Below are 21,152 nucleotides of genomic sequence, written 5' to 3'. Positions count from 1 at the left end.
GGTCAGCCGTGCGCTTTCCGGGGAGAGAATCAGGCCAGGTCTGCCATCAACACCTTGGAGCGGCGCTGATAGTTGTACATCTCTTTTTTGCTCTCCGGCAGCAGGTCAACGTCTACCGGCGTAAATCCGCGCTCCTGGAACCAGTGAATGCTGCGGGTTGTCAGAACAAACAGTTTGCTGAGGCCCATTTGCTTCGCCTGCGCGGCAATTCGTTCGAGCAGCACTTCGCCGCGCGATGAGCTGCGGTAGTCCGGATGCACCGCCACGCAGGCCATTTCGCCGATCTTCTCTTCCGGGAAAGGATAGAGCGCGGCGCAGGCGATGGTGGTGTTGTCGCGCTGAATAATGGTGAACTTATCGATTTCCATCTCCAGCTGTTCGCGAGAACGCCTGACCAGAATGCCCTGCTGCTCCAGCGGGCTTATCAGCTCAAGGATGCCGCCGATGTCGTTAATGGTGGCGCGGCGGATCTGCTCGGCGCTCTCCATCACTATCTGAGTGCCGATACCGTCGCGTGAGAACAGCTCCTGCAGCAGAGTGCCGTTTTCCTGATAGCTAATCAGGTGGCAGCGGCGCACGCCGCTGCGGCAGGCTTTTACCGCGCCGCGCAGGAAGCGCACGGTACCGGAGCTGTAGTCTTCGTCCGCTTCCATCTCTTCAACCCGCGCCTGGGCTTCGTTAGGGAATAGCTCGGGGACGATCTCGCCATCCTGGTTGTACACCCCCTGTGACGAGCAGAAGCCAATCATCTTTTCGGCTTTGAGCTTAATCGCCAGCTGGGTTGCAATCTCTTCGGAGGTCAGGTTAAAGCTTTCGCCGGTGACCGACACCGCAACCGGGCCCATCAGCACAATCGCGCCGTTATCCAACTGACGGTGAATGGCTTCTTCATCGATGCGCCGAATGCGCCCGCTATGGCAGTAATCCACGCCGTCATCCACGCCTAACGGCTGCGCGATAATGAAATTGCCGCTGACCACGTTGATGTGGGCGCCCTGCAGCGGGGTGTTGTTGAGGCTCATCGACAGGCGAGCGGTAATTTCCAGCTGCAGCATACCCGCCGCCTGCTTAACCAGCTCGAGCGTTTTGGCGTCAGTCACTCGGGTTTGTTTGTGATAGACCGGTTCGTGACGGTGCTCCGCCAGGTTGGCGTCGATCTGCGGACGGGCGCCATAGACCACTACCAGACGAATTCCCAGGCTGTGAAGCAGGCCAATGTCGTTGACTATGCTAGAGAAATTATCATGCTCGATGGCTTCCCCGCCCAGCATGATGACAAACGTTTTACCTCTATGGGCGTTAATATAGGGGACAGAATGGCGGAATCCCTCTACCAGTTCGGTGCGACGTTCCTTCACCATGACACAACCTCAATGCATGATTATTCGTAATTTATGTATTTTTATTCTGTTTTGCCGGCAAACGCAAGCCCCAATTTCTCGCGCAACCGAGAAAACAGTGTGAGCCAAATCAGGGTGTCAAAGATTGTTTACCCTTTTATAGATGACAGGTTATGCGCCTTTCGTTAAAGTTTCTGGTCAATCTGTTTGTTTTAAATACGAATGATTTCTTACTGCTTGGGAGTGGCATGTCAGGATACAAGTCAGGATTAAGCCGCCGCCGATTTTTACAGGGGGCGGGCGCCATGTGGTTAATGAGTGTGAGTCCGGTTGGGTTGGCTGCCGCGGCGCAGGTGGTTGCCGTACGCGTCTGGCCATCATCGACCTACACGCGCGTCACCGTGGAGTCCAACCATATCCTGAAATATCGGCAGTTTGCGCTCAGTAATCCTGAACGTGTGGTTGTGGATCTGGAAGGCGTTAACCTCAACTCCGTCCTAAAAGGCATGGGTAACCAGATTCGCAGCGACGATCCCTATATTCAGTCCGCCCGCGTGGGACAATTCGACCCGCAAACCGTACGCATGGTGTTCGAGCTGAAACAGAACGTAAAACCGCAGCTGTTCGCGCTCGCTCCGGTCGCCGGTTTTAAAGAGCGTCTGGTCATGGATCTCTACCCTTCCAACGCGACCGACGTGCAGGATCCGCTGCTGGCGCTGCTCGAGGATTACAATAAAGGCGATCTGCAGCGGCAGGTTCCTCCTGCGGAGAGCGGGCCGAAACCGGGTAAAGCCGGGCGCGATCGGCCTATCGTTATCATGCTCGATCCCGGACACGGCGGCGAGGATTCCGGCGCCGTCGGTAAATACCGCACCCGCGAGAAAGACGTGGTGCTGCAGATAGCCCGACGGCTGCGCGCGCTGATCGAGAAAGAGGGCAACATGAAGGTCTATATGACCCGCAACGAGGATGTCTTTATCCCGCTGAAGGTTCGCGTCGCCAAAGCGCAGAAGCAGCGCGCCGACCTGTTTGTCTCTATTCACGCCGATGCGTTTACCAGCCGTCAGCCGAGCGGCTCGTCGGTATTTGCCCTGTCAACCAAAGGGGCTACCAGTACCGCGGCTAAATATCTGGCTCAGACCCAGAACGCCTCGGATCTGATCGGCGGCGTCAGCAAAAGCGGCGATCGCTACGTCGACCACACGATGTTCGACATGGTGCAGTCGTTGACCATTGCCGACAGCCTGAAGTTTGGCAAGGCGGTGCTGGAAAAGATGGGAAATATTAATAACCTGCACAAGAATCAGGTTGAGCAGGCGGGCTTCGCGGTGCTGAAAGCGCCGGATATTCCATCGATCCTGGTGGAAACCGCGTTTATCAGCAACATCGAAGAAGAGCGTAAACTGAAAACGGCGAAATTCCAGCAGCAGGTTGCAGAGTCGATTCTGGCAGGGATTAAAGCCTACTTCGCCGACGGCGCGACGCTGGCAAGGCGAGGATAACGCAACAGGAAAGTGAAATGGCTCTATTAAAGAGCGCGCACGGCGGCAATATTCGCGAGGCCGCCGCGCTTATGGGCATCTCTGCGGAGCAGTTGCTGGATTTTAGCGCCAACATCAACCCGCTGGGGATGCCGGAAAGTTTAAAGCGCGCAATCCTCAACAATATGGACTGCGCTGAACGCTATCCCGACGTTGAGTATCAGCAGCTGCACCTTGCGCTGGCGGAACATCATCATATTCCTGCGTCGTCGATCCTTGCAGGAAACGGCGAAACTGAAGCGATTTTTACCCTGGTACAGGGGCTGAAACCGCGCCAGGCGATGATCGTCACTCCGGGTTTTGCCGAATATCGCCGGGCGCTGCAGTCGGTGGAGTGCGCGGTGCGGGAATTTCTGCTGCGCGAGGAGGATGGCTGGCAGCTCACCGGAGCGATTCTTGACGCCCTGACGCCGGATCTGGACTGCTTATTTCTCTGCACGCCGAACAATCCAACCGGCCTGCTGCCCGATCGTCGACTGCTGGCGCTGATTGCTGAACGCTGTCAGTCGCTGGACATCGCCCTGATCCTCGATGAGGCGTTTATCGATTTTATCCCCGATGAGCCAGGATTTATTCCGCTTCTGGCCCACAATCCGCACGTGTGGGTGCTGCGTTCGCTCACCAAATTTTATGCCATACCCGGCCTGCGCCTGGGGTATCTGGTCAATGGCGATGCGCGGGCGGTGGCAAGAATGCGCGAGCGCCAGATGCCGTGGTCGATAAATGCTTTTGCCGCCCTGGCGGGGGAGATCATTCTCCAGGATAGCGCCTACCAGCAGAAAACCTGGCAGTGGCTGGCGGAGGAAGGGCAGCGCTTTTATCATCAACTGCGCCATATTCCCGGCCTGACGGTCTATCCCGGACAGGCAAACTATCTGTTTCTGCGCTGCGACGTTGCGGATCTGGATCTGCAATACGCGATGCTGCAGCAGCACATCCTGATCCGCAGCTGTGCCAATTATCCAGGGCTCGACGGGCGCTACTTTCGCGTCGCGATCCGCAGCCAGCAGGAAAATACCCGGCTGCTGACGGCCTTCAGGCGGGTATTTAACGAGTAGATGTCTGCCGCTATTGTTCGTCTGCGGTTCTTCCCGGTGGCGCTGCGCTGACCGGGCTACGGGTTCATAGCCGTCTGCGGGTCGGTAGCCCGGACAGGCGCTCAGCGCCGCCTCCGGGGAATGCGCCGGGATTAATGTATCGGTGCGGCTGCTTCCCGGCTCGCGCTGCGCTTAGCCGGGCTGCGGGTTTACAGCCGTCTGTGGTCCGGTAGCCCGGACAGGCGCGCAGCGCCGCCTCCGGGGCATAGCAGCGGCAGCGTTAGCGCAGTTCGACGCCGCCCTGCACCATGCGCAGCAGGTGCTGCCTGGGCCAGAGCTCGCTAAGTCGCGTCTCTTCCAGCCGTCGCTGTAAATACTCAATGTCGTGACGTTGACGGTCGAGCATCAGGCCGACCACGCTGCCGCTGTGCGCCACGTTAATACCGTATAAATCGCACTCTTCCACCAGCCCCCGCAGCGTATCAAACCCCGGCTTTGGTAACAGATGCTGACTGGCGACGGCGCTAAGCGTCGCGGCCTCTCCCATCCGCCGGGGATTATCCGTCTCGCAGGCCAGCTGAACTTTCTCCCAGGCTAGCTGCAGAGACGCGGAGTGGGCGTGCAGCTTTTCAAGCCGGGGAAGTCGGTGGTAATCGGTGGTCAGCAGCGTAGCGGGGCTTTCCAGCACCAGCAGATCGAGCTGAGGCTGGCTGTCACAGGCAATCTGCGTGGCGGCGGTGTTGTGGTCGAACAGGGTGAGCTGACGAAACAGAGTGCTGTCGGTGGGCTCCAGGGAGACGCAGAGCCGGGCGAGGGTGGGTTCATCCAGCGGATGGCCGAGATGATGCGCGGCGGCTACCGCCGTCGCGGCGATGTCCGCGGTGCTGCTGGCCATACCTTTGGCAACCGGAATCGTGGAGCAGATATCGATCCGAATCTCCTTGCTCAGCGCCGGCGGATAACGCCAGTAGCTCAGCAACTGGTCGACCATCGCCCGCGCCAGCGGACGTTCATCCGCCCGAGGCGAACCGTAGTCCACCTCGACGGTGCTGTACCAGTCAACGGGGCAGGAGACCAGCTTCTCGCTGCCGAGGATCCAGCCCTGGATGAGTTCCCCACAGGAGGCGGGGCATTGCGCTACGGCCACGTATTCACCTTTTTACCCGTTATACTTCAAGCTACGGGACAAAGCACCAGTGCTTTGTCCTGTGACCTGAATTATTTAGGGTAAAGTTTTCAGAATTTTAAGCGCATAGTGTCATGCCGATCCCGCTATTTCCATGATTCACCGCAATTTGCCTGGCGGCGAGCTCAGGCTGAAACGGTTAATGTCTGCGCTTCGGGAAGCGCCAGGCGCATCACATCGCGGGCAATCATCAGCTCTTCATTGGTATTGATGACCGCCACTTTGACCATCGCATTTTCGGCCTGAATAAAGGTAGCGTTGTGCTGGTTTTTCTCTTCATCGACCGAGAGCCCGAGGAAATTCAGGTTATGGCAGATGGCGCTCCTGGCGCGGGCGGAGTTTTCGCCGATGCCGCCGGTAAAGATCAGCGCGTCCAGGCCGCCCATCTGCATAATATAACTGCCGATGGTGGCGCGAATGCGCTCGGCAAACAGCGAGAGCGCCAGGGCTGCCTGACGATTACCGCTGTCCGCCGCCTGCTCGACATCGCGATAATCGTGCGAGATGCCGGAAACCCCCAGCAGGCCGGACTCGTTATTCAGCAGCTGATTAAGCTGCTCCGGCGTTTTTCCCTCATGCAGCGCCAGCCACGGTAGAATCGACGGATCGATATCGCCGCTGCGGGTGCCCATCATCACGCCGGACTGCGGCGTAAAGCCCATTGACGTGTTAACCGAGCGCCCGCCTTTGATTGCGCAAACGCTGCTGCCGTTGCCGAGATGGCAGCACACCACGCGCAGAGCGCTCAACGGTACGCCCAGCTTTTCCGCCAGCGTCGCGCTAACGTACTTGTGGCTGGTGCCGTGGAAGCCGTAACGGCGAATGCCCAACTCGCTGTAGTAGCGCCAGGGCAGCGGATAGATAAACGCGCGCTCGTCCAGCGTCTGGTGAAAAGCGGTATCAAACACCGCCACCGACGGCGCGTCGGGCAGCAACTGGCGGAAAACTTTAATGCCCAGCGCGTTGACCGGATTATGCAGCGGGGCCAGCTCCGCCAGGCGCTCGATTTCCGCTAAGGTCTCATCGGTCACCGGCGTCGAATCTTTAAAGCGCTCCCCGCCGTGCGCCACGCGGTGGCCGACGCCATCGATATCCTGCAAACTCTGGATAATCCGATGGTCGAGGAGCTTTTCCAGCAGCAGGGTGACGGCTTCACGGTGATCGGCTACGGGCGCCGTTTCCTGCCATTTTTGCGCCGGCGTTTTGAGGGTCACCTGGGCGTTTGCCATGCCGATACGCTCGATCAATCCCTGGCAGAGCATATCGCCCTGAGGCATCTCCAGCAGCTGGAATTTTAACGATGAACTGCCGGCATTAATGGCCATTATTTTGTAAGACATAAAGGTTCCTTCGAATTCAGAAAATCCAGCACGGCATCAAGACCCAGATTATTCAGCGCGCTGGTGATAAAAATCTGCTGGGCGCCAGCCTGCCTGAGCCACTCGCCGATTAGCGATATCCGCTGCGCATCGGCAAGGTCGGCTTTAGTGACCAGACCAATCGTCGGGCGGTTCATCGGAGCGGTAAAACCCGGAGAAAACGGCGACCACTGGGCGTCGGCGTTCAGCACCAGAGCGATAACGTCGGCCTCGCAGGCGCTGGTCAACAGAGCGCTATAAAGGCAGCGGTTCTCCAGATATTCGCCCGGCGTGTCGATGGCCATCGGCGACCATTCAATCGCCTGGGTTTTCTTATAATGGAGCGCTTCGCCGCGCAGGCCCTGGGTCAGCGAGGTTTTGCCGCACTGGCTGGGGCCGATCAACATCAGACGTTTCATCGCGCTACGTCCGGGTTATTGAGCAGGTAGTAAACTGCATCATCTCGCCCAGGGTGCGCGTCACCTGCTTGAGGGCGTACTCGACGGCGGAAACGTCGCCGGTCAGCACCACGGCGCCGGTAAAGCGGTCAAGAAAACCGATCTCCACCGCGCCGGATTTGGTGGCGATATCGCAGGCGATAATCGACGCTTCGCTGGGCGTAATGGTGAGGATGCCGATGGCGGACACCGCATCCTGCAGGCCGAGTTTCTTAAAGAGATCTTTCCCGGGATTGGCAATCAGGTGCGCGAGGGTTACCTGTTTCCCGGGAACGTATTCCTGAATCATGCGATCCGTTGTTGGCTGTCTTTCCATTATCCCTCCACCATCTGTCGCCACATGGCTTCATGCGGTCGCGGGATCACCGAACGATAAACCAGCAGCCCTTTTTCACCCGCGCTTTCGCTGGCTACCGTAACCGCGTTGTTGACGTCGGAAACGTCGCCCGCCACCACCATGTAGCATTTACCGCCGATGCCGAAGGCCATATGCACCCGTACCAGGGTGACGTTGGAGCCTTTCACCGCCCGGTCCGCGGCGCTGATGCAGGCCGCAACGCTCCAGGTTTCAACGATGCCGACTGCCTGGCGTTTGTCTACGCTGTTCAGGCCGCTGATGGCCGGGAGTACGCTGGGATGGATATTCGCCAGCACCAGGCTGTCGACGAGCATTTCGCCGGCCTGCGAAGTGCCGGTTTCAATGGCCTGCTGGATAGCGCCGATATCCCCGCCGAGCATCAACAGAAACTTACCCGGGCAGATAGTCTTGCTGACCAGCAGATTGACGTTGGCGCTTTTCAGCATCGCATCGCCGAGTTCCATTCCTTTGGCAATGCTGGTGAGTTCTAAAATTCCTATAGCCTGAGACATGGTTAACCTCTTACAACCGTGATGGCCTGTTCGCTGATGGCCGCAACCACGCCGTCGATGCTGGCGTGAACCGGCGCGCCTAATGCGCCTGCCGGGATATCGGCAACGCATTGCCCGCGGGTAACGCGTTCACCCACTGCAACGTTCGCTACCGCGCTGGCGCCGATATGCTGGCGCAACTGTAAAGTCACTGTTTCTACTGCCGGTTCGTCTTCCACCAGCGGCGCCTCCTGATACCAGGGGCTCAGCCCCAGTTTGGCGATCAGTCGCTTCACCGGCACGAGGCGATATTTCGCCATTTCGTCGGCCGGATAGAGCGGTCCTTCATAGCGCTGGTTTTGCGCGCGCAGCTCGCGTTTCAGCATGCGGTTGATGCGCATCGGCGAGATCCCCACCGGACAGGCCACGCTTTCGCAGACGTTGCATTCCGAACAGGTGAGCGCGCTCAGCAGCAGCTGGGGCGTGGCGGCCTGATGAAAGTTCACCGCCCGCACCAGCAGGTGCGGGGAGAGTTCGTGGCCGATCAGATGCCGTGGGCAGAGATCGGTACACAGGCGACACTGTTCGCAGACGGTACGGGCCACGGAAAGCACCGTGCGCTCGTCCTGCATCCGCCGCTGGATAAGCGGATGGCTTTTGGGCAGCACCAGCAGGCCGCCGGTAGTTTTGGTTACCGGGCTATCGAGAGCAGTCATCAGGCCGCCCATCATCGGGCCACCGTTAATAAAACCGGGGTCGTCGACCGTCGCGCCGCCCGCCAGCGCCAGCACTTCGCGCAGCGACATGCCGATGGGGACGGTGACGGTCAGCGGTCGGGCGACCGCGCCGTTAACGGTTAGCGTGCGGCGGGTCACCGGAAACTGCTGCTCAACCGCACGGGCAATATTGAGCACCGTTTGTACGTTATTCACCATGACCCCAACGCTGGCTGGCAGCGCGGCGGGTGCGACCCGTCGACCGGTAGCTAACCAGATAGTCAGCACCTCATCGCCTGCGGGATAGACATCCGGCAGAATATGCAGGCGAATACCGGCAGGCAGCAGCGGGGTGAGGGCGTCGATAGCCCGGCGGTACTTCTCTTTCAGGGCAATCACCCCTTCGCGCGCGCCGGTTGCCGTCATCGCGTACTGCACGCCGCGGACCAGACGTGCAGCCTGCTGCCACATTAGCTGCTGGTCGACCTTGAGCATCGGTTCGCACTCGGCGGCGTTAACCAGAAAGATCTCCACCTGCGCCTGCAGCTTCACGTGGGCGGGAAAACCCGCTCCACCCGCGCCGACTACGCCCGCAGCGCGCACGCGCTCGCGGATCTCCTCGGCGCTTCTGGCCATTTCAACAGCGTTGACGGCGGTACTCATAGCAGTTCCTCCAGCAGTTCCTGAATTTCCCCGGCGCTGGCCGGGCGAGGATTCGTGCGCAAGGTCACGTCAGCCAGTGCGGCCTGCACCATGGCCGGAATGCGCGCTGAGTACTCGGCACGTCCCTCTTTCAGCGCGATCGCCAGTGACGGCAGCGCACAGCGCTGCTTGAGCCGTTCGATTTGCTGGATCAGCGCATTGATCGCCGTACTATCGCTGGCGTCTGCCGGACAAAAGCCGCAGGCTTTGGCCAGCCGCGCGTAGCGTTTTCCGGCGCGCGGATGACCGGCGTTAAAGCGGATAACCGCGGTCAACAGCAGCGCGTTGGCCAGTCCGTGCGGGAGATGAAACTGCCCGCCAAGCTGGTGGGCGATAGCATGGTTAAGCCCCAGCCCCGCCTGGCTGAACGCCATCCCGGCAAGCGTTGAGGCATTGTGCATTTTCCCGCGCGTCGCCACGCAGTCGCCTTTTTCCACCGCGGTGGGCAGATACTGGAACACCAGTTTGGCGGCTTTTTCCGCCAGCGCGTCGGTAAAGTCGCTGGCGTGCGGAGAGACCCACGCCTCCAGCGCGTGGGTCAGCACGTCCATGCCGGTGTTGGCCGTAATCTGCGGCGGCACGCTGACCACCAGCTCCGGGTCAAGGATCGCCATATCGGGATAGAGCGCATTGTTGAACAGCGGGTACTTGATGCCTTTATCCGGATCGCTAATTACGCAGGCGCTGGTTACTTCTGAACCGGTACCGCTGGTGGTCGGTATAGCCACGCAGGTTTCGATGCTGATGCCGCTCTGCTGACTGAACCAGACGATAGCTTTCGCCGCATCCATTGCCGATCCGCCGCCGAAGCCGATGACCACCTGCGGCTGCAGGGCCTGCATTTGCGCAATGCCCTGTACCACGGTGTGGATAGTGGGGTCCGGGGTTATCTCGCTAAAGACGCTAATGCGGTTATCTGCGGGCAACGCCTGACGCAGGGTTTCCAGCAGCGGCGAGCGCGCAAGAAAGCCATCGCAGATAATCCAGATGTGCTTGTTGGTAAAGCGCTTGAGCACCGCCAGGCTACCCTGACCGCTGTACAATCGCGTTTGTAGTGAGAAAGTCTTCATCACGACCTCGGTTAGCGAATGGAAAAGCCGTTGGTCAGCACGCAGCGACGGGAGCGGGCAAACGTGCGCGCCGAGGTTGTCCCTTCACCGGTCGGCGTGGCGATAGTAAAGGTGGTAAAGCCTTCGCCGCCGACGCCGATCCCGGCATAAGAGGGGCCGTTCTTGACGAATATCGAGGTTTGCAGGGTGCGGGCCGCGAGGTTCAGGCGCGACACGTTCTGCGAGTGCATAATGGCGGTATGATGCAGTCCCTCTTCAACCTTCAGCGCCAGGGCCAGCGCGCTATCGAAATTGCTAACTTTCACTATCGGCAGCATCGGCATCAGCTGCTCGCTGGTAACCCACGGATCGTCGGCGTTAACCAGTGCTATCAGTAGACGCGGCGCTTTCGCCGGAACGGCGATGCCGGCCGCTTCCAGCATGGCTGATGGGTTTTTGCCGACCAGTTTTTTATTCGCCTGGCCTTCAGGCAGGCAGGCGGCCCGGAGTTTGTCAGTGTCGGCAGGGCTCAGCAGCAGCGCGCCGAAGGTTTGCATTTGCTGCACCAGACGTTCGGCGACGCTCTCCACCACAATCAGGCTCTTCTCGGCAATGCAGGGCAGGTTGTAATCGAACGAGGCGCCGTTGATGATATCTTCCGCCGCTTTAACCAGATCCGCCGTTTCATCAACGATGCAGGGCGGGTTACCCGCGCCAGCGCCAATGACTTTCTTACCGCTCTTCATGCCCATCGCCACAATACCCGGGCCGCCGGTAATGGCCAGAACCGCAATGCGCGGATGGGCCATCATCTGCTGGGTGGCTTCGAAAGTGGGTTCTGCTACGGTAACCACCAGATTGCGGATGCCGCAGCAGCGGAAAACAATCTCTTCAATCATGCTAATCAGCTTCAGTGAGACCTTTTTTGCTCCCGGATGCGGGCTGAAGTAGACGCTATTGCCCGCCGCCAGCATGCTGATGCTGTTATTAATGATGGTTTCCGTCGGGTTGGTGCTCGGTGCGACCGACCCGATAACGCCAAATGGCGAATACTCAAACAGCACCATGCCGCCGTCGCCGGTCAGTGCCGTGGTGGTGAGATCTTCCACGCCCGGCGTGTTGTCCAGCGCAGCTTTGTTTTTCAAAAATTTATCTTCTTTGTTGCCCATCCCCGTTTCATTAGCGCTCTCTTCCGCCAGGGCGGCCAGATGCGGCGTCAGCTCCTGACGCATTGCGCTAATGATGGCGCTGCGGGTTTTTAGCGGGCACTGCTGATAACGTAAGAACGCCTGATGCGCGGCATCAATGGCCTCGCTCACGGACTGAAAAATCCCTTTGCCCTGCGCCGGGTTTGGCGTTTGGGCTGGGGTTAACTGTTCGCTAAGAATGGTGCGAATAAGAGTTTCGAGTTCAGAAGTATTCATTGATGAGTTCCCACGTTAATGGCCGCGATGGCGGTCTGTGCTATATCCATGTCCTGTTCAACGCTGCCGCCGCTGATGCCAAGACCCCCAATTAATGAGCCGTCGCGCCACAGGGCGTAACCGCCGCCAAAGGTAACCACTTTTCCCTGCAAATGCGTTTCGAGGCCATAAAGCGCGGCGCCCGGCTGAACGGCCTCGCTCAGCTCATGGGTCGCCGTTTTCATCGCCACCGCGGTCCAGGCTTTTTTCGGCGCCAGTTCGCTGCTGACCAGCAGGGCGTCCGGCATCCGCCAGGTCACGGTTTCGGTGCCGTGTGCGTCAACAATGCTGATCACCACCGGAACCTGAAGCTGCTGCGCGCGCTCAACGGCGGCGCGGGTGAGCTGGTGCAGATCGTGGAATGAAAGGGCCAGGGGCGTCTTCTCCTTGCTGCGGCTCGGTAGAGTGGCGGCCAGATAGCGCCGGCTCACTTCACGAATGATGTTGTTCTGGTGCGCATAGCTATCTTCCGCGCGCGCCAGGGCGTACAGGCAGTCTGACAAGCGATTGATGTAGCGCATCAGCACCTGGCGCACGTTGACTTCCGCCGCCAGCTCAACCAGTCGCCGTTCGGCCCGGCGGGCCAGCGTGCGGGCAAAATGCAGGCGGCTCGCGGCTTCGCAGCGGCCGGGTAAAATAAAACTGTGCAGCGGTTCGACGCGGGCCATGGCCCGATCGATGGCGGCTTCCAGAGCGGAAATCTCTTCGCTGCTGATGTAGCGCTGTTTCGGCGACGGCCGTTCGCTGTCGCTGGCCAGTTCTGCGCTAAACCAAAAAAGCTGCTGCTGGATGGCCTCAAGTAAGGCGCGGTGATTTTCATCCGCGGCGGCGCAGGCGCACAGGCTCAGCGCGGCGTTCAGCTCATCCAGCGTGCCGTAGGCTTCAACCCGCGGGTGAGTTTTACTCACCCGCTGGCCGGTAAAGAGTGAGGTGGTGCCAGCGTCGCCCGTTCGGGTATAAATCGCCATATTCGCTCCTTAACGTGAAAGCGTATCGACAATGCCGACAACGGCGAGGTCGATGGCCTCGTTTGGCCCGGAAAAAACGTGCCTGGCGCTGGAGCCGCCGCTGAGCAGAACCAGCTCGCCGATCCCCGCGCCGACGGAATCCACGGCGACTTCATCGCCGGAGGTCGGCGAGGCGGGAAGCTCGCCATCGGCGCTGACCCGCCGCACCAGCAGCAGCTTTTTGCCGATCAGGGAAGGCGATTTTTGCGTGGAGACAACCGCGCCCGTGACTCGTGCCAGATGCATGATTTACTCCTGCTTAATTAATTGAATATGCCGCGCCTGTGCCGCTTCGCGCGCCAGCGCGGTCACGATGCATTTGCGGTGGATAACCAGGCGACCCTGGCCCAGATGCGCGACGTCGCGATAGCTCAGCACCGATCCTGCGTGCAGGATCAGCGGCAGTCCGCGCTCGTCGGTGAAGATCGTCGGCAGGCGCGCCAGTTTTTTGACCGGGATAACCGGCAGCAGCTGGCTGTGCAGGGTGAGCTGCACGCGGATGCCGAAAGCCAGCGCGTCGTGAATTTTCCGGGCCGCAGGATCGTCGGTTTCCGCCTCCGTCAGTTGGCCCAGCAGCGGCAGGTCGACAAGCAGGATGCGCAGCGAGGCGTGCTGGCTGAACAGCCCGGGGCAGTCGGCATCGCGCAGCTGCGCAACGCTCAGCGTCGCCGTGCTATGGGCGCGACGCTGCAGCCTGGAGACGATTTCCTCCACGATGCGCTGCAGAACTTCGCCGTTCATCGCAGGCCTACCAGCCGGGCAAAGGCCTGCGGATTATCGGCGCCGGCGGCGTTGGCTTCATCGGTATCAATGTGCATTTCGAGACGCATATCCGGTGAAACGCGAATCGCCACGTTGTTGAAAATCAGCCCGCGCTCGTCGCCTTCAATGGCCACGGAGACCCTATCGCCGTGGGAAACCCGCAGGATCAGCGCATCGAGCGGCGACATATGAATATGCCGTTGCGCGACGATAACCCCTGACGACAGCGTCAGTTCGCCATAGGGGCTGACCAGACGGATGCCCGGCGTCCCTTTCAGATCGCCGGACATTCTCAGCGGCGCCGCAACCCCCAGGGTTCTGGCATCGGTACGCGATATTTCCACCTGGCTTACCGAACGCAGTGGGCCGAGCAGGCGCACATTTTTAAGCTGCCCCTTCGGCCCTACCAGGGTGACGGTTTGCTCCGCAGCGTACTGTCCCGGCTGCAGCAGCGCTTTTTTCTCGCTGATGGGATGGCCAGGAAACAGGCGTTCATAATCCGACGCCGACAGGTGGATATGACGATTTGAAACCCCCAGCGGAATGGGCCGCAGACGCATCTCGTCGAGGACTTTACTGACCGTTGATTCGAGAAGCTGTTTATCCATTACGCTTCACCTCGCTTGCCGGGATGAATGCAAAGGGTGCGCGGCTCGCCCTTCTGGCGCGGACATTTTGGATCCAGGCACAGGTTGCAGCTGACCACGCCTTGTTGCTGGAGGGGCTCTTCTGCTGGCGCTTCAGAAACGACATTAGCCGTCTCTGACTCTTCAGGCTCAGGTTCCATGACGGAGGATGGGGGAGCCTCTGCGGGCAGGATCCCTTCTCCGGGTCTGGCGATGACTTTATGAGCCACCAGACCATTTCGCTGTTCGGCAAACTGTGCACCGGTGGTGATGGCCGCCTGTACTGAGGCCACATCACCGGTAATTTTAATGACCGTCCAGCCTGAACCATTGGTCTTTTCGAGGGCGACCAGCGTGATAGAAGCGGATTTCGCCATGATATCGGCGCAGCTAATAGCCAGTGCCAGACCACAAACTTCAAGTAATCCCAGTGATTGCTTCACGCGGTGCTCCTTATTCGCCATCAATCAGGCTGATTTCGGTAAAATGGCCTCAACGTCGCTGTGCGGACGCGGGATCACGTGGCAGGATTTCACTTCGCCTACGACGCTTGCCGCCGCGCTGCCCGCATCCACCGCCGCTTTGACTGCGCCGACGTCGCCGCGAACCATTACGGTCACCAGACCCGAGCCAATTTTTTCGTAGCCGACCAGCTGCACGTTGGCCGATTTCACCATCGCATCGGCGGCCTCAATGGCGCCTACTAACCCTTTTGTTTCAACCAGTCCCAGTGCGTTATTCATACTGCTGTTCTCCTGTTGCTTAGCTATTCAGATCCCGGAACGGGATCCCTTTGACCAGCCGTGCCGCGTTATTACCGGTGTTACGTTGGGCCTGACTGTCCTGATGATGCATCAGCGTAAAAAGCGGCGCCGATGCGGGTAAATTCTTGTAGTGCACGACCAGCGTATGGCGGTCGCAGGCGATGCCCACCAGTAGCGGCGAGCTGCGCGCCGCCTGCCAGGCGCTGTCCACGACATCCCCGGCCGGGTGATGCTGGAGCAGGAAAGGAATGCCTTCCTCTTCGATACCCAGCAGCACTTCGCGCCACAGGCCGTCGCAGCCGTCGATGGCGGCGATCACAATAGCCGGGGCGCTGTGATTACTGTCCATGCGCGAACTCCTTATGCCAGGAGAGAATCAGGCCGGTGGCCACCGCGTTTCTGGGACCCTCGCTGCCGCGAATATTTCCCCGCCCGGCAACCAGGCGGTAGTGCGCCAGCGCATCGGTGACCAGCTGCGGGACCTCGAAATCCAGCGACGAACCGCCGACCAGCACCACGAACGGAATATCGCGAATGTTGCCGGTGGGGCTGACCTGACGCAGTGCGCGCAGGGCGTTGGTGACAAAGACCCGCTCTTTGGCGCTGCGGCGAATGGCGCGCACTTTTTCCAGCGCTAAGTCGCCGGGTAGCGGTACCAGTTCGTCCGGTTTCACCACGCAGACGCGGGCGAATACGGCGGGGGGCAGCGGCGTGGAGAAGAACTGCACGCTGCCGTCCTCGTGGCGTAAATGGAACAGACTTTCCACCTTGGCCAGCGGATACTTCTTGATCTCTTCCGCCAGATAGCGGTCTTCCAGCCCCAGCTCGCGGGCAATAATCATCGTCACCATATCGCCAGCTCCGGCGAGGTGAGTGGCGATGATTTCGCCTTTGGGGTTGATGATGGAGGCATCGGTGGAGCCTGCGCCGAGGTCGAGGATCGCCAGCGGTCGGGTGGTACCCGGCGTGGTCAGCGCGCCCAGAATGGCGGCTTCGGCCTCGGCGCCGCCGATCTGCACGTCGATATTGAGCTTCTGCTCGATTTCGCGGGCAATCATCGCCATCTGCAAACGATCCGATTTCACCATTGAGGCGATGCCCACGGCCTGCTCCAGCGAGAACTCCCCGGCAAGACCGCCGGTGACGCTCACCGGCACCGAGGTATCGACGGCCAGCAGGTCCTGAATGAATATTTCGCTGCTGGGCTTGTTGGTCAGCTCGGCCATGGTCTGGCGCACGTGTTCCAGCATGCCGCCGATATTGGTCCCCGACTCGCCGGTGACGTTATCGAGCTTGCCGCAGCCGTCGACCGCTTTCATGATGGCTTCGGCGCCAGCGGCAACGTCTACGCGTACGCTCCGGCCCTGGGCCAGCAGCTCAAGGTTACCGGCGGGTATCGCGCGCGCTTTGACGTCACCGGATGGCGTTTTGACCACCACGGCGGAACGGTTGCCAATCAGCGCACGAGCCATCGGGACGATGTTTTTCGTCTCCTCGGCGTTGAGGTTGAATACGGTGGCGATGCCGTAGGGGTTAGAGAGCGTTTCGATGACCTTCCCCGGGACGGCGACCTCAATTGCCGCCAGCATTCCCAGCGGAATGCGGTCGATGTACAGCACTTCGTCAACAATCGGCAGCGGTTTTTCCAGCCGGTTGCTGACCAGTACGCCATCGTCACGTTGCAAAATGACGCCGGTAATCTGATATCCGGCGCGCAGGGAAGCGTTAATCACGCTGGCGATATCGGCAAAATCGAACGCCGACGACACCACCAGGATATAGGGCGCGTCCGCCGGGCGGGTTAACAGCTCCTGCGGCGTAATGGTGATGCCCACGCCAAGCCCCGCGCCGCCGGGCGTTTTCGGGTTATGGCCGATCATGGTCGATTCGGTGATGATGGTCTCGGTAATGGTTTCCATCGCCACATCGCCAATCACCGGCGTAGCTTCATTAATGCGGATGAGCGAAATATCGCTGACAGCGATCCTGGCGCCTCTGGCGACGAGGGCGAGCGCCTCCTGAATACCGAACACGTTACGCAACGTGCCTTTGATCCCGGTGGTTTCCGCCAGCGCGCTGTGGGTGATTGTCAGCGTGCCAGCCTCATTCAGAGTCGCCAGGGCGACTTCCGTCGATGAGTTGCCGATATCAATGCCAGCTATATATCGCATCACATGCCCCTGTAATTAATCGTCGCCTTTGAGTTTTTTACGCTCGACGTACAGCGTTGCCGCTTCGCGAACGAAAGCGGCGCAAATCTTCGCCTGATAGCGGCTTTCGAGATCGTCGGCGATCGCCAGCAGCTCCTCTTTCGTCGAGCGATAGGGGCGGAGGGCGTTGTAGATTTCAAGAATGCGATCGTCCGGTACCGCGGTCAGTTCGGCGGCGCGTTCGAAGTTCATCGCCAGCCGGTCGCGGCCCGCGTCCCTGGCGATAGAAGCCTGTAAGCGCAGCGTTTCCGGGGTAATACGCATATCCTGGGCGGTAACTTTGTTGCTCAGCACGTTTTCCAGCGTAAAGTCGTCCAGCGTTTTATTGGTGGCGGTTTTCACCCATTCCGGGTGTTTGTTCGCCAGCGGGTAGTCGCTGACCTTTGCGCTACGGGACGTGCCGTCTGCCGCCGGAGCCGCCGTCGGCGCCTCGCCCTGCAGGCTGTTCATGCGGCTTAATACGTCGCGCACCATCGATTCAATTGCGTCGGTATTCATGGAGTTATCCTTTATCAAAGCGCCACGCGCAGTTCCTGCGGGTTTTTGCCCGTCACCACGTACTTGGTCTCTTTAATGTGCAAAATGGCCGATTTCGCCTGGTATTTTGGCCGCGCCATCTGGTCGTTCAGCGTCGGGACCGGCTGCGGCGATTCGCGTTTCGCATAGCGGGCGGCGTTTTTACCAATCTGGCGATAGGTTTCCAGGGTCAGCAGCGGCGCCTGGGGGAACAGCTCCAGGTTAGAGAGCGGCGGCAGCCCCTGCTGGTGAATCACCGTGGTGCCTTTTGACTGGATGCCGATAGAGATGCCGGAACCGCTCAGGCGATTGCCTTCAACGGCGACGAAGGCCACGTCGGAGGATTTAAAGCAGCGAATCACGCGCGCCTTAATGCCTTCTTCTTCAATACCGGCAATGACTTCGCGCAAAATGTTCTTATGCGGTATGCCGACGATATTGACGGTCTGCGCCAGGCCGAAAGCCGGGCCGACGGCGATAATCACTTCGTCCTGCTGGGTTCCCTGACGCGCTTCGCCCACTTCCGTCAGGAAGCCGTCGCCGGCGGGCGGCGTGGCCTGTGGCGCCGCGGAGGCCGCTGGCGCAGTAAACGAGACGGGTTTATCGCTGCCCTTCATCTCGCTGAGCACTTCTTCAATTATCTGGCGCAGCAATTTTTCATTAATTTCCATTTCTCACCCCTTAATCAATCTCGTTGGGATCAAGAGCGCCAGGGATGTTTTTAATCTCTTCCCAGCGTTCGCCCTGCAGGCGATAGCCCGTTGCCGGACCGGCATAGTCGTTAACATCGTTGACGGCTGACAGCACCTGCCCATCGCCGACGATAATTGCGGAGGTATGCAGATAGTCTCCGGTCAGCTTGGCTTTCTGGATGTTGAGCATGTCCTGGGCCACGTCGGTGAACCCGCCCTGCGCCAGCGCTTTCACTACTTCCAGGCCGTTGCGGTTTTTATTGATGATTTCCTGGGCGAACTTGATGTCTTCGACGATGTTGCGCTCCGGCATATCTTTCGAACCGTGGGCGTAGGTCGCGGCTTCCACTTCTTCATCGGTAATCGGCGGCAGCCCCATTCCGGCAAAAACGGCCTGCAGCGCGCGGGCAGCCTTATTACGGATGGCGATAACATCTTCTTCGCGAACCGGACGCAGACCGCCGTCCACCTTCAGGTCGCGCTGGATGACGTTGTAGTCGTCAAAGTCTTCGGCATCTTCGTTGGAACCGGCGAACATGTTGTCGTAGTTCGGCACCGCGGAATAACCGGAAGAGATAAAGTCGGTCCCCGGCAGAAACTGCATCAGCAGGCGCGCGGTACGACGCATATCGGAGTGGGTGAAGGTCTGGTCGTTACTGGAGGCGCACTCCAGATCCAGCGACGAACAGATCAGGTTTTCCGCCAGCACCGCGCGAATGCCGGAAGGCACCGCAGACGGCACGCCGATGCAGCTAACGGAACCGTTTTGCAGGCCCTGTACGCCCGCGGCTTTGGTGATGTAGATGCAGCGCGCTTCCAGGTAAAGCATGGATTTGCCTTCGGCGTAGCCCATCTGCACTTCGGAGCCGGAGCCGGAGGTGAAGCGCATTTTCAGACCGCGAGAGGCGTAGGAGGAGGCTAAGAAACCCTTCGACCACGGCGTGTCGTCGCCGTCGGTAAAGACCGGTTCGGTACCGTAGACGGAGATGGTTTCGGCGTAGCAGGTGTGGCCCAGCATGCCGAGCTTCAGCTCGGTGGCTTCTTCCAGCGAGCACTGAGTCAGTACGCCCGGACGGCCTACCTGCGAGCCGACCAGCAGCGCGATGGCGTTGAACGGCGCGTAGCGCGCTACCGCAACGGTGGTTTCCTGTTCGTCAAATCCGCGCCATGCGCCTTCGGCGGCGTCGGCGGCAATCTGTACCGGGTTATCTTTGACGTTGGTGACGTGCGCCTGCTGGGATGGGGTGCGGCGGGCGCGCATTTTCTGCATCGACATCATCATCTCAACGACGTTCATATGCGAAACCACTTCGACAATTTTTGCCGGCGTCATCGCGGTGGTCAGCGGGACGATTTCGCTGCGTTTAACGTTCGGATCGCACAGCATGTTGGCCAGCTTAACCGAATCCATCGCCATCACTTCTTCGGCGCGATTCAGGTTAATGCCGTAGCGGGCGATAAAGTGGTCGATCAGGTCAAAATCGCTCACCGGTTTCCCGTCCAGCTCGGTCACCGCGCCGTTAACGATTTTTATCGACGGTTTCGGATCGTTCGGGCTTTCCATCGCGATAAAGCCTTCTTCGATCCACTCCTTAACGAAGCCGTCCTGATTCACAGGGCGTTTCGCCAGTGCTTCAAATCTTTTCGATCTCATGAATCAGCCTCGTGGGTATCAGATGTAGGACGGGCGATCGTTTTTCGGTTCAGAACCGAGGGTCGCAAGGACGGTTTTACCGATTTCGCGCGCGGAGGTGACTGCCTGGCGGACCGCGCCGGAGTCGCCGGAAATCACCAGGATGGCTTCGTTACTGAAGCTGGTGCCGTGCGCCGGAGAGCTATACGCCACGACTTCTACGTTGGCTGACTTCAGGGCGGTATCGGCCATCAGCACGCCAACGGAGGCCGGTGCGCCGACGATAATGCCGCAGGCGCGGCCAATCGGCGCGCCGAAGGCTTTTTCCAGGGCGTAGCTGGCGCGGGCGGTGTACTGCAGCTCGATATGTCCGGCTTCATTGCCGTAAACATCGCCGAAGGTGCGGTCGAGCTCTTTCAGCGCAACTTCAATCCCGCGCTTAACGTCGGAAACGTCGTTGCCGCCAAAAATAATCAACGAACCGTGGCCTGCACCGCCTTTGGTATCGCGCGGAAGCTCAATGCTGACCACTTCGGTGTTGGTGGCTTTCACCGCTTCGTCCGCCGCCATAATGTGCGGGCCTGCGCCGGTACGGGCGCCGAGAATGCCGATGGAGCGATAGCGCTTTTCAAGCTTCATCGCGTCCAGCAGGGCGGTATCGACGTTGGCGATAACCAGACCCAGGGTGTCGCCAATGGCGGTCCCGACAAATTCCGTTAAACTGCAGCTTTTTTCTGCCATAGCCGTCTCTCGTATTGGATGGTTTTCAGTAGGGATGGCCTGCTGTTCCGGCGTTGCCACGCGGGCAATCACCTGAGCCATGATCTGTTCAACCAGCTCATTGCTGCTCATTGGCTAATTCCCTTCGGTAAGATTTTTTCTACATCGGTGTGAGGGCGTGGGATGACGTGTACGGCTTTCACTTCACCCACGTTACGTGCGGCGGCGGCACCCGCATCGGTGGCCGCTTTTACCGCGCCAACATCGCCGCGCACGATGACGGTTACCAGCCCGGAGCCAATCTTTTCATAGCCCACTAACATCACATTGGCTGACTTAACCATTGCATCAGCGGCCTCTATGGCTGCGGTTAAGCCTTTGGTTTCTACCATTCCTAGTGCTTCTTGTTGCATAAAGACCTCGCATGGAGTGTTCCGATAGTTGGGACTATAAGAAGATGCGAGGAAAAAGAATGGCTGACTTCAATTTGATGGTGAAAAAATAGTGGGTGTTGGATAATATA

24 protein-coding genes are annotated in these 21,152 nt (G+C 59.4%); 2 read left to right on the top strand and 22 right to left on the bottom strand.

The features are described from left to right. Positions 1 to 29: 29 nt before the first annotated feature. Positions 30 to 1,361 carry an amino-acid N-acetyltransferase gene (gene argA / locus IAE27_RS20055; RefSeq protein ID WP_004105227.1) on the bottom strand — a complete coding sequence of 444 codons (1,332 nt, stop codon included), beginning with the start codon at positions 1,359 to 1,361 and terminating at the stop codon, positions 30 to 32. 227 nt (positions 1,362 to 1,588) lie between these two features. Between argA and amiC the strand changes: the two genes are divergently transcribed. Together amiC and cobD are read left to right on the top strand one after the other, a co-directional pair. Continuing rightward, complete coding sequence (gene amiC, locus IAE27_RS20050) at positions 1,589 to 2,842, top strand: N-acetylmuramoyl-L-alanine amidase AmiC (RefSeq protein WP_024274647.1); 1,254 nt, start codon at positions 1,589 to 1,591, stop codon at positions 2,840 to 2,842. Positions 2,843 to 2,859: 17 nt separating this feature from the next. Further along, positions 2,860 to 3,939: a threonine-phosphate decarboxylase CobD gene (gene cobD / locus IAE27_RS20045; protein WP_004105223.1), complete on the top strand. Its 1,080-nt coding sequence runs from the start codon at positions 2,860 to 2,862 to the stop codon at positions 3,937 to 3,939. A gap of 259 nt (positions 3,940 to 4,198) precedes the next feature. Here cobD and IAE27_RS20040 read toward each other — a convergent pair whose 3' ends face one another. The 21 genes from IAE27_RS20040 to pduA all read right to left on the bottom strand — a co-directional run bounded on the left by IAE27_RS20040 (position 4,199) and on the right by pduA (position 21,042). After that, entirely contained in the window at positions 4,199 to 5,065 is an 867-nt protein-coding gene (locus IAE27_RS20040; RefSeq protein WP_004105221.1) for an L-threonine kinase, read from the bottom strand. Between the two features lie 164 nt (positions 5,066 to 5,229). Beyond that, positions 5,230 to 6,444, bottom strand: a complete 1,215-nt coding sequence (locus IAE27_RS20035) for an acetate/propionate family kinase (protein WP_004105218.1) — start codon at positions 6,442 to 6,444, stop codon at positions 5,230 to 5,232. Further along, complete coding sequence (gene pduV / locus IAE27_RS20030; RefSeq protein ID WP_004105216.1) at positions 6,429 to 6,881, bottom strand: propanediol utilization protein PduV; 453 nt, start codon at positions 6,879 to 6,881, stop codon at positions 6,429 to 6,431. The genes IAE27_RS20035 and pduV overlap by 16 nt, the downstream gene beginning before the upstream one ends. 4 nt (positions 6,882 to 6,885) lie before the next feature. Beyond that, a complete protein-coding gene (pduU, locus tag IAE27_RS20025; RefSeq protein WP_000441103.1) occupies positions 6,886 to 7,236 on the bottom strand; it encodes a propanediol utilization microcompartment protein PduU in 351 nt (116 codons plus the stop codon). After that, on the bottom strand, positions 7,236 to 7,790 hold the full coding sequence (gene pduT, locus IAE27_RS20020) for a propanediol utilization microcompartment protein PduT (RefSeq protein WP_000075777.1): 555 nt from the start codon (positions 7,788 to 7,790) through the stop codon (positions 7,236 to 7,238). The genes pduU and pduT overlap by 1 nt, the downstream gene beginning before the upstream one ends. Before the next feature lie 2 nt (positions 7,791 to 7,792). Further along, positions 7,793 to 9,148, bottom strand: a complete 1,356-nt coding sequence (gene pduS / locus IAE27_RS20015; RefSeq protein ID WP_135800268.1) for a cobalamin reductase PduS — start codon at positions 9,146 to 9,148, stop codon at positions 7,793 to 7,795. Then, positions 9,145 to 10,257, bottom strand: coding sequence for a 1-propanol dehydrogenase PduQ (pduQ, locus tag IAE27_RS20010; protein WP_108704598.1), 1,113 nt, complete (start codon positions 10,255 to 10,257; stop codon positions 9,145 to 9,147). Before pduQ ends, pduS begins: the two co-directional genes overlap by 4 nt. Positions 10,258 to 10,268: 11 nt before the next feature. Next, on the bottom strand, positions 10,269 to 11,660 hold the full coding sequence (pduP, locus tag IAE27_RS20005) for a CoA-acylating propionaldehyde dehydrogenase PduP (RefSeq protein WP_200092817.1): 1,392 nt from the start codon (positions 11,658 to 11,660) through the stop codon (positions 10,269 to 10,271). Beyond that, on the bottom strand, positions 11,657 to 12,667 hold the full coding sequence (gene pduO, locus IAE27_RS20000; RefSeq protein WP_154022852.1) for a two-domain cob(I)yrinic acid a,c-diamide adenosyltransferase PduO: 1,011 nt from the start codon (positions 12,665 to 12,667) through the stop codon (positions 11,657 to 11,659). The genes pduP and pduO overlap by 4 nt, the downstream gene beginning before the upstream one ends. Positions 12,668 to 12,676: 9 nt before the next feature. Next, on the bottom strand, positions 12,677 to 12,952 hold the full coding sequence (pduN, locus tag IAE27_RS19995; protein WP_000549823.1) for a propanediol utilization microcompartment protein PduN: 276 nt from the start codon (positions 12,950 to 12,952) through the stop codon (positions 12,677 to 12,679). A gap of 3 nt (positions 12,953 to 12,955) precedes the next feature. Then, positions 12,956 to 13,447, bottom strand: coding sequence for a microcompartment protein PduM (gene pduM / locus IAE27_RS19990; RefSeq protein WP_049094904.1), 492 nt, complete (start codon positions 13,445 to 13,447; stop codon positions 12,956 to 12,958). Continuing rightward, positions 13,444 to 14,076, bottom strand: a complete 633-nt coding sequence (locus IAE27_RS19985) for a phosphate propanoyltransferase (RefSeq protein WP_049094903.1) — start codon at positions 14,074 to 14,076, stop codon at positions 13,444 to 13,446. Before IAE27_RS19985 ends, pduM begins: the two co-directional genes overlap by 4 nt. Next, positions 14,076 to 14,558 carry a BMC domain-containing protein gene (locus IAE27_RS19980; protein WP_105889103.1) on the bottom strand — a complete coding sequence of 161 codons (483 nt, stop codon included), beginning with the start codon at positions 14,556 to 14,558 and terminating at the stop codon, positions 14,076 to 14,078. The genes IAE27_RS19985 and IAE27_RS19980 overlap by 1 nt, the downstream gene beginning before the upstream one ends. Positions 14,559 to 14,561: 3 nt before the next feature. Further along, complete coding sequence (gene pduJ, locus IAE27_RS19975; RefSeq protein ID WP_001057755.1) at positions 14,562 to 14,837, bottom strand: propanediol utilization microcompartment protein PduJ; 276 nt, start codon at positions 14,835 to 14,837, stop codon at positions 14,562 to 14,564. Positions 14,838 to 14,856: 19 nt separating this feature from the next. Further along, entirely contained in the window at positions 14,857 to 15,207 is a 351-nt protein-coding gene (gene pduH / locus IAE27_RS19970) for a propanediol dehydratase reactivase beta subunit PduH (protein ID WP_004105142.1), read from the bottom strand. Continuing rightward, complete coding sequence (pduG, locus tag IAE27_RS19965) at positions 15,197 to 17,029, bottom strand: propanediol dehydratase reactivase alpha subunit PduG (protein ID WP_200092815.1); 1,833 nt, start codon at positions 17,027 to 17,029, stop codon at positions 15,197 to 15,199. The genes pduH and pduG overlap by 11 nt, the downstream gene beginning before the upstream one ends. Before the next feature lie 15 nt (positions 17,030 to 17,044). Beyond that, complete coding sequence (gene pduE, locus IAE27_RS19960) at positions 17,045 to 17,566, bottom strand: propanediol dehydratase small subunit PduE (RefSeq protein ID WP_004115017.1); 522 nt, start codon at positions 17,564 to 17,566, stop codon at positions 17,045 to 17,047. A gap of 14 nt (positions 17,567 to 17,580) precedes the next feature. Further along, a complete protein-coding gene (gene pduD / locus IAE27_RS19955) occupies positions 17,581 to 18,255 on the bottom strand; it encodes a propanediol dehydratase medium subunit PduD (protein ID WP_108704603.1) in 675 nt (224 codons plus the stop codon). A 10-nt stretch (positions 18,256 to 18,265) separates the two neighbouring features. Next, positions 18,266 to 19,930: a propanediol dehydratase large subunit PduC gene (gene pduC / locus IAE27_RS19950; protein WP_070556862.1), complete on the bottom strand. Its 1,665-nt coding sequence runs from the start codon at positions 19,928 to 19,930 to the stop codon at positions 18,266 to 18,268. Between the two features lie 18 nt (positions 19,931 to 19,948). Beyond that, positions 19,949 to 20,761: a propanediol utilization microcompartment protein PduB gene (gene pduB / locus IAE27_RS19945; protein ID WP_200092813.1), complete on the bottom strand. Its 813-nt coding sequence runs from the start codon at positions 20,759 to 20,761 to the stop codon at positions 19,949 to 19,951. Further along, positions 20,758 to 21,042 (bottom strand): propanediol utilization microcompartment protein PduA, encoded by a 285-nt coding sequence (pduA, locus tag IAE27_RS19940; protein ID WP_001183618.1) that lies wholly within the window; start codon positions 21,040 to 21,042, stop codon positions 20,758 to 20,760. Before pduA ends, pduB begins: the two co-directional genes overlap by 4 nt. Between the last annotated feature and the right edge of the window lie 110 nt (positions 21,043 to 21,152).

The organism is Klebsiella sp. S69, from assembly GCF_016516145.1.
In the GTDB taxonomy this organism is placed as follows: Bacteria; Pseudomonadota; Gammaproteobacteria; order Enterobacterales; family Enterobacteriaceae; genus Klebsiella; species Klebsiella oxytoca.
Note: the sequence above shows the minus strand (reverse complement) of the source record. Positions and strands in the feature narration are given on the sequence as shown.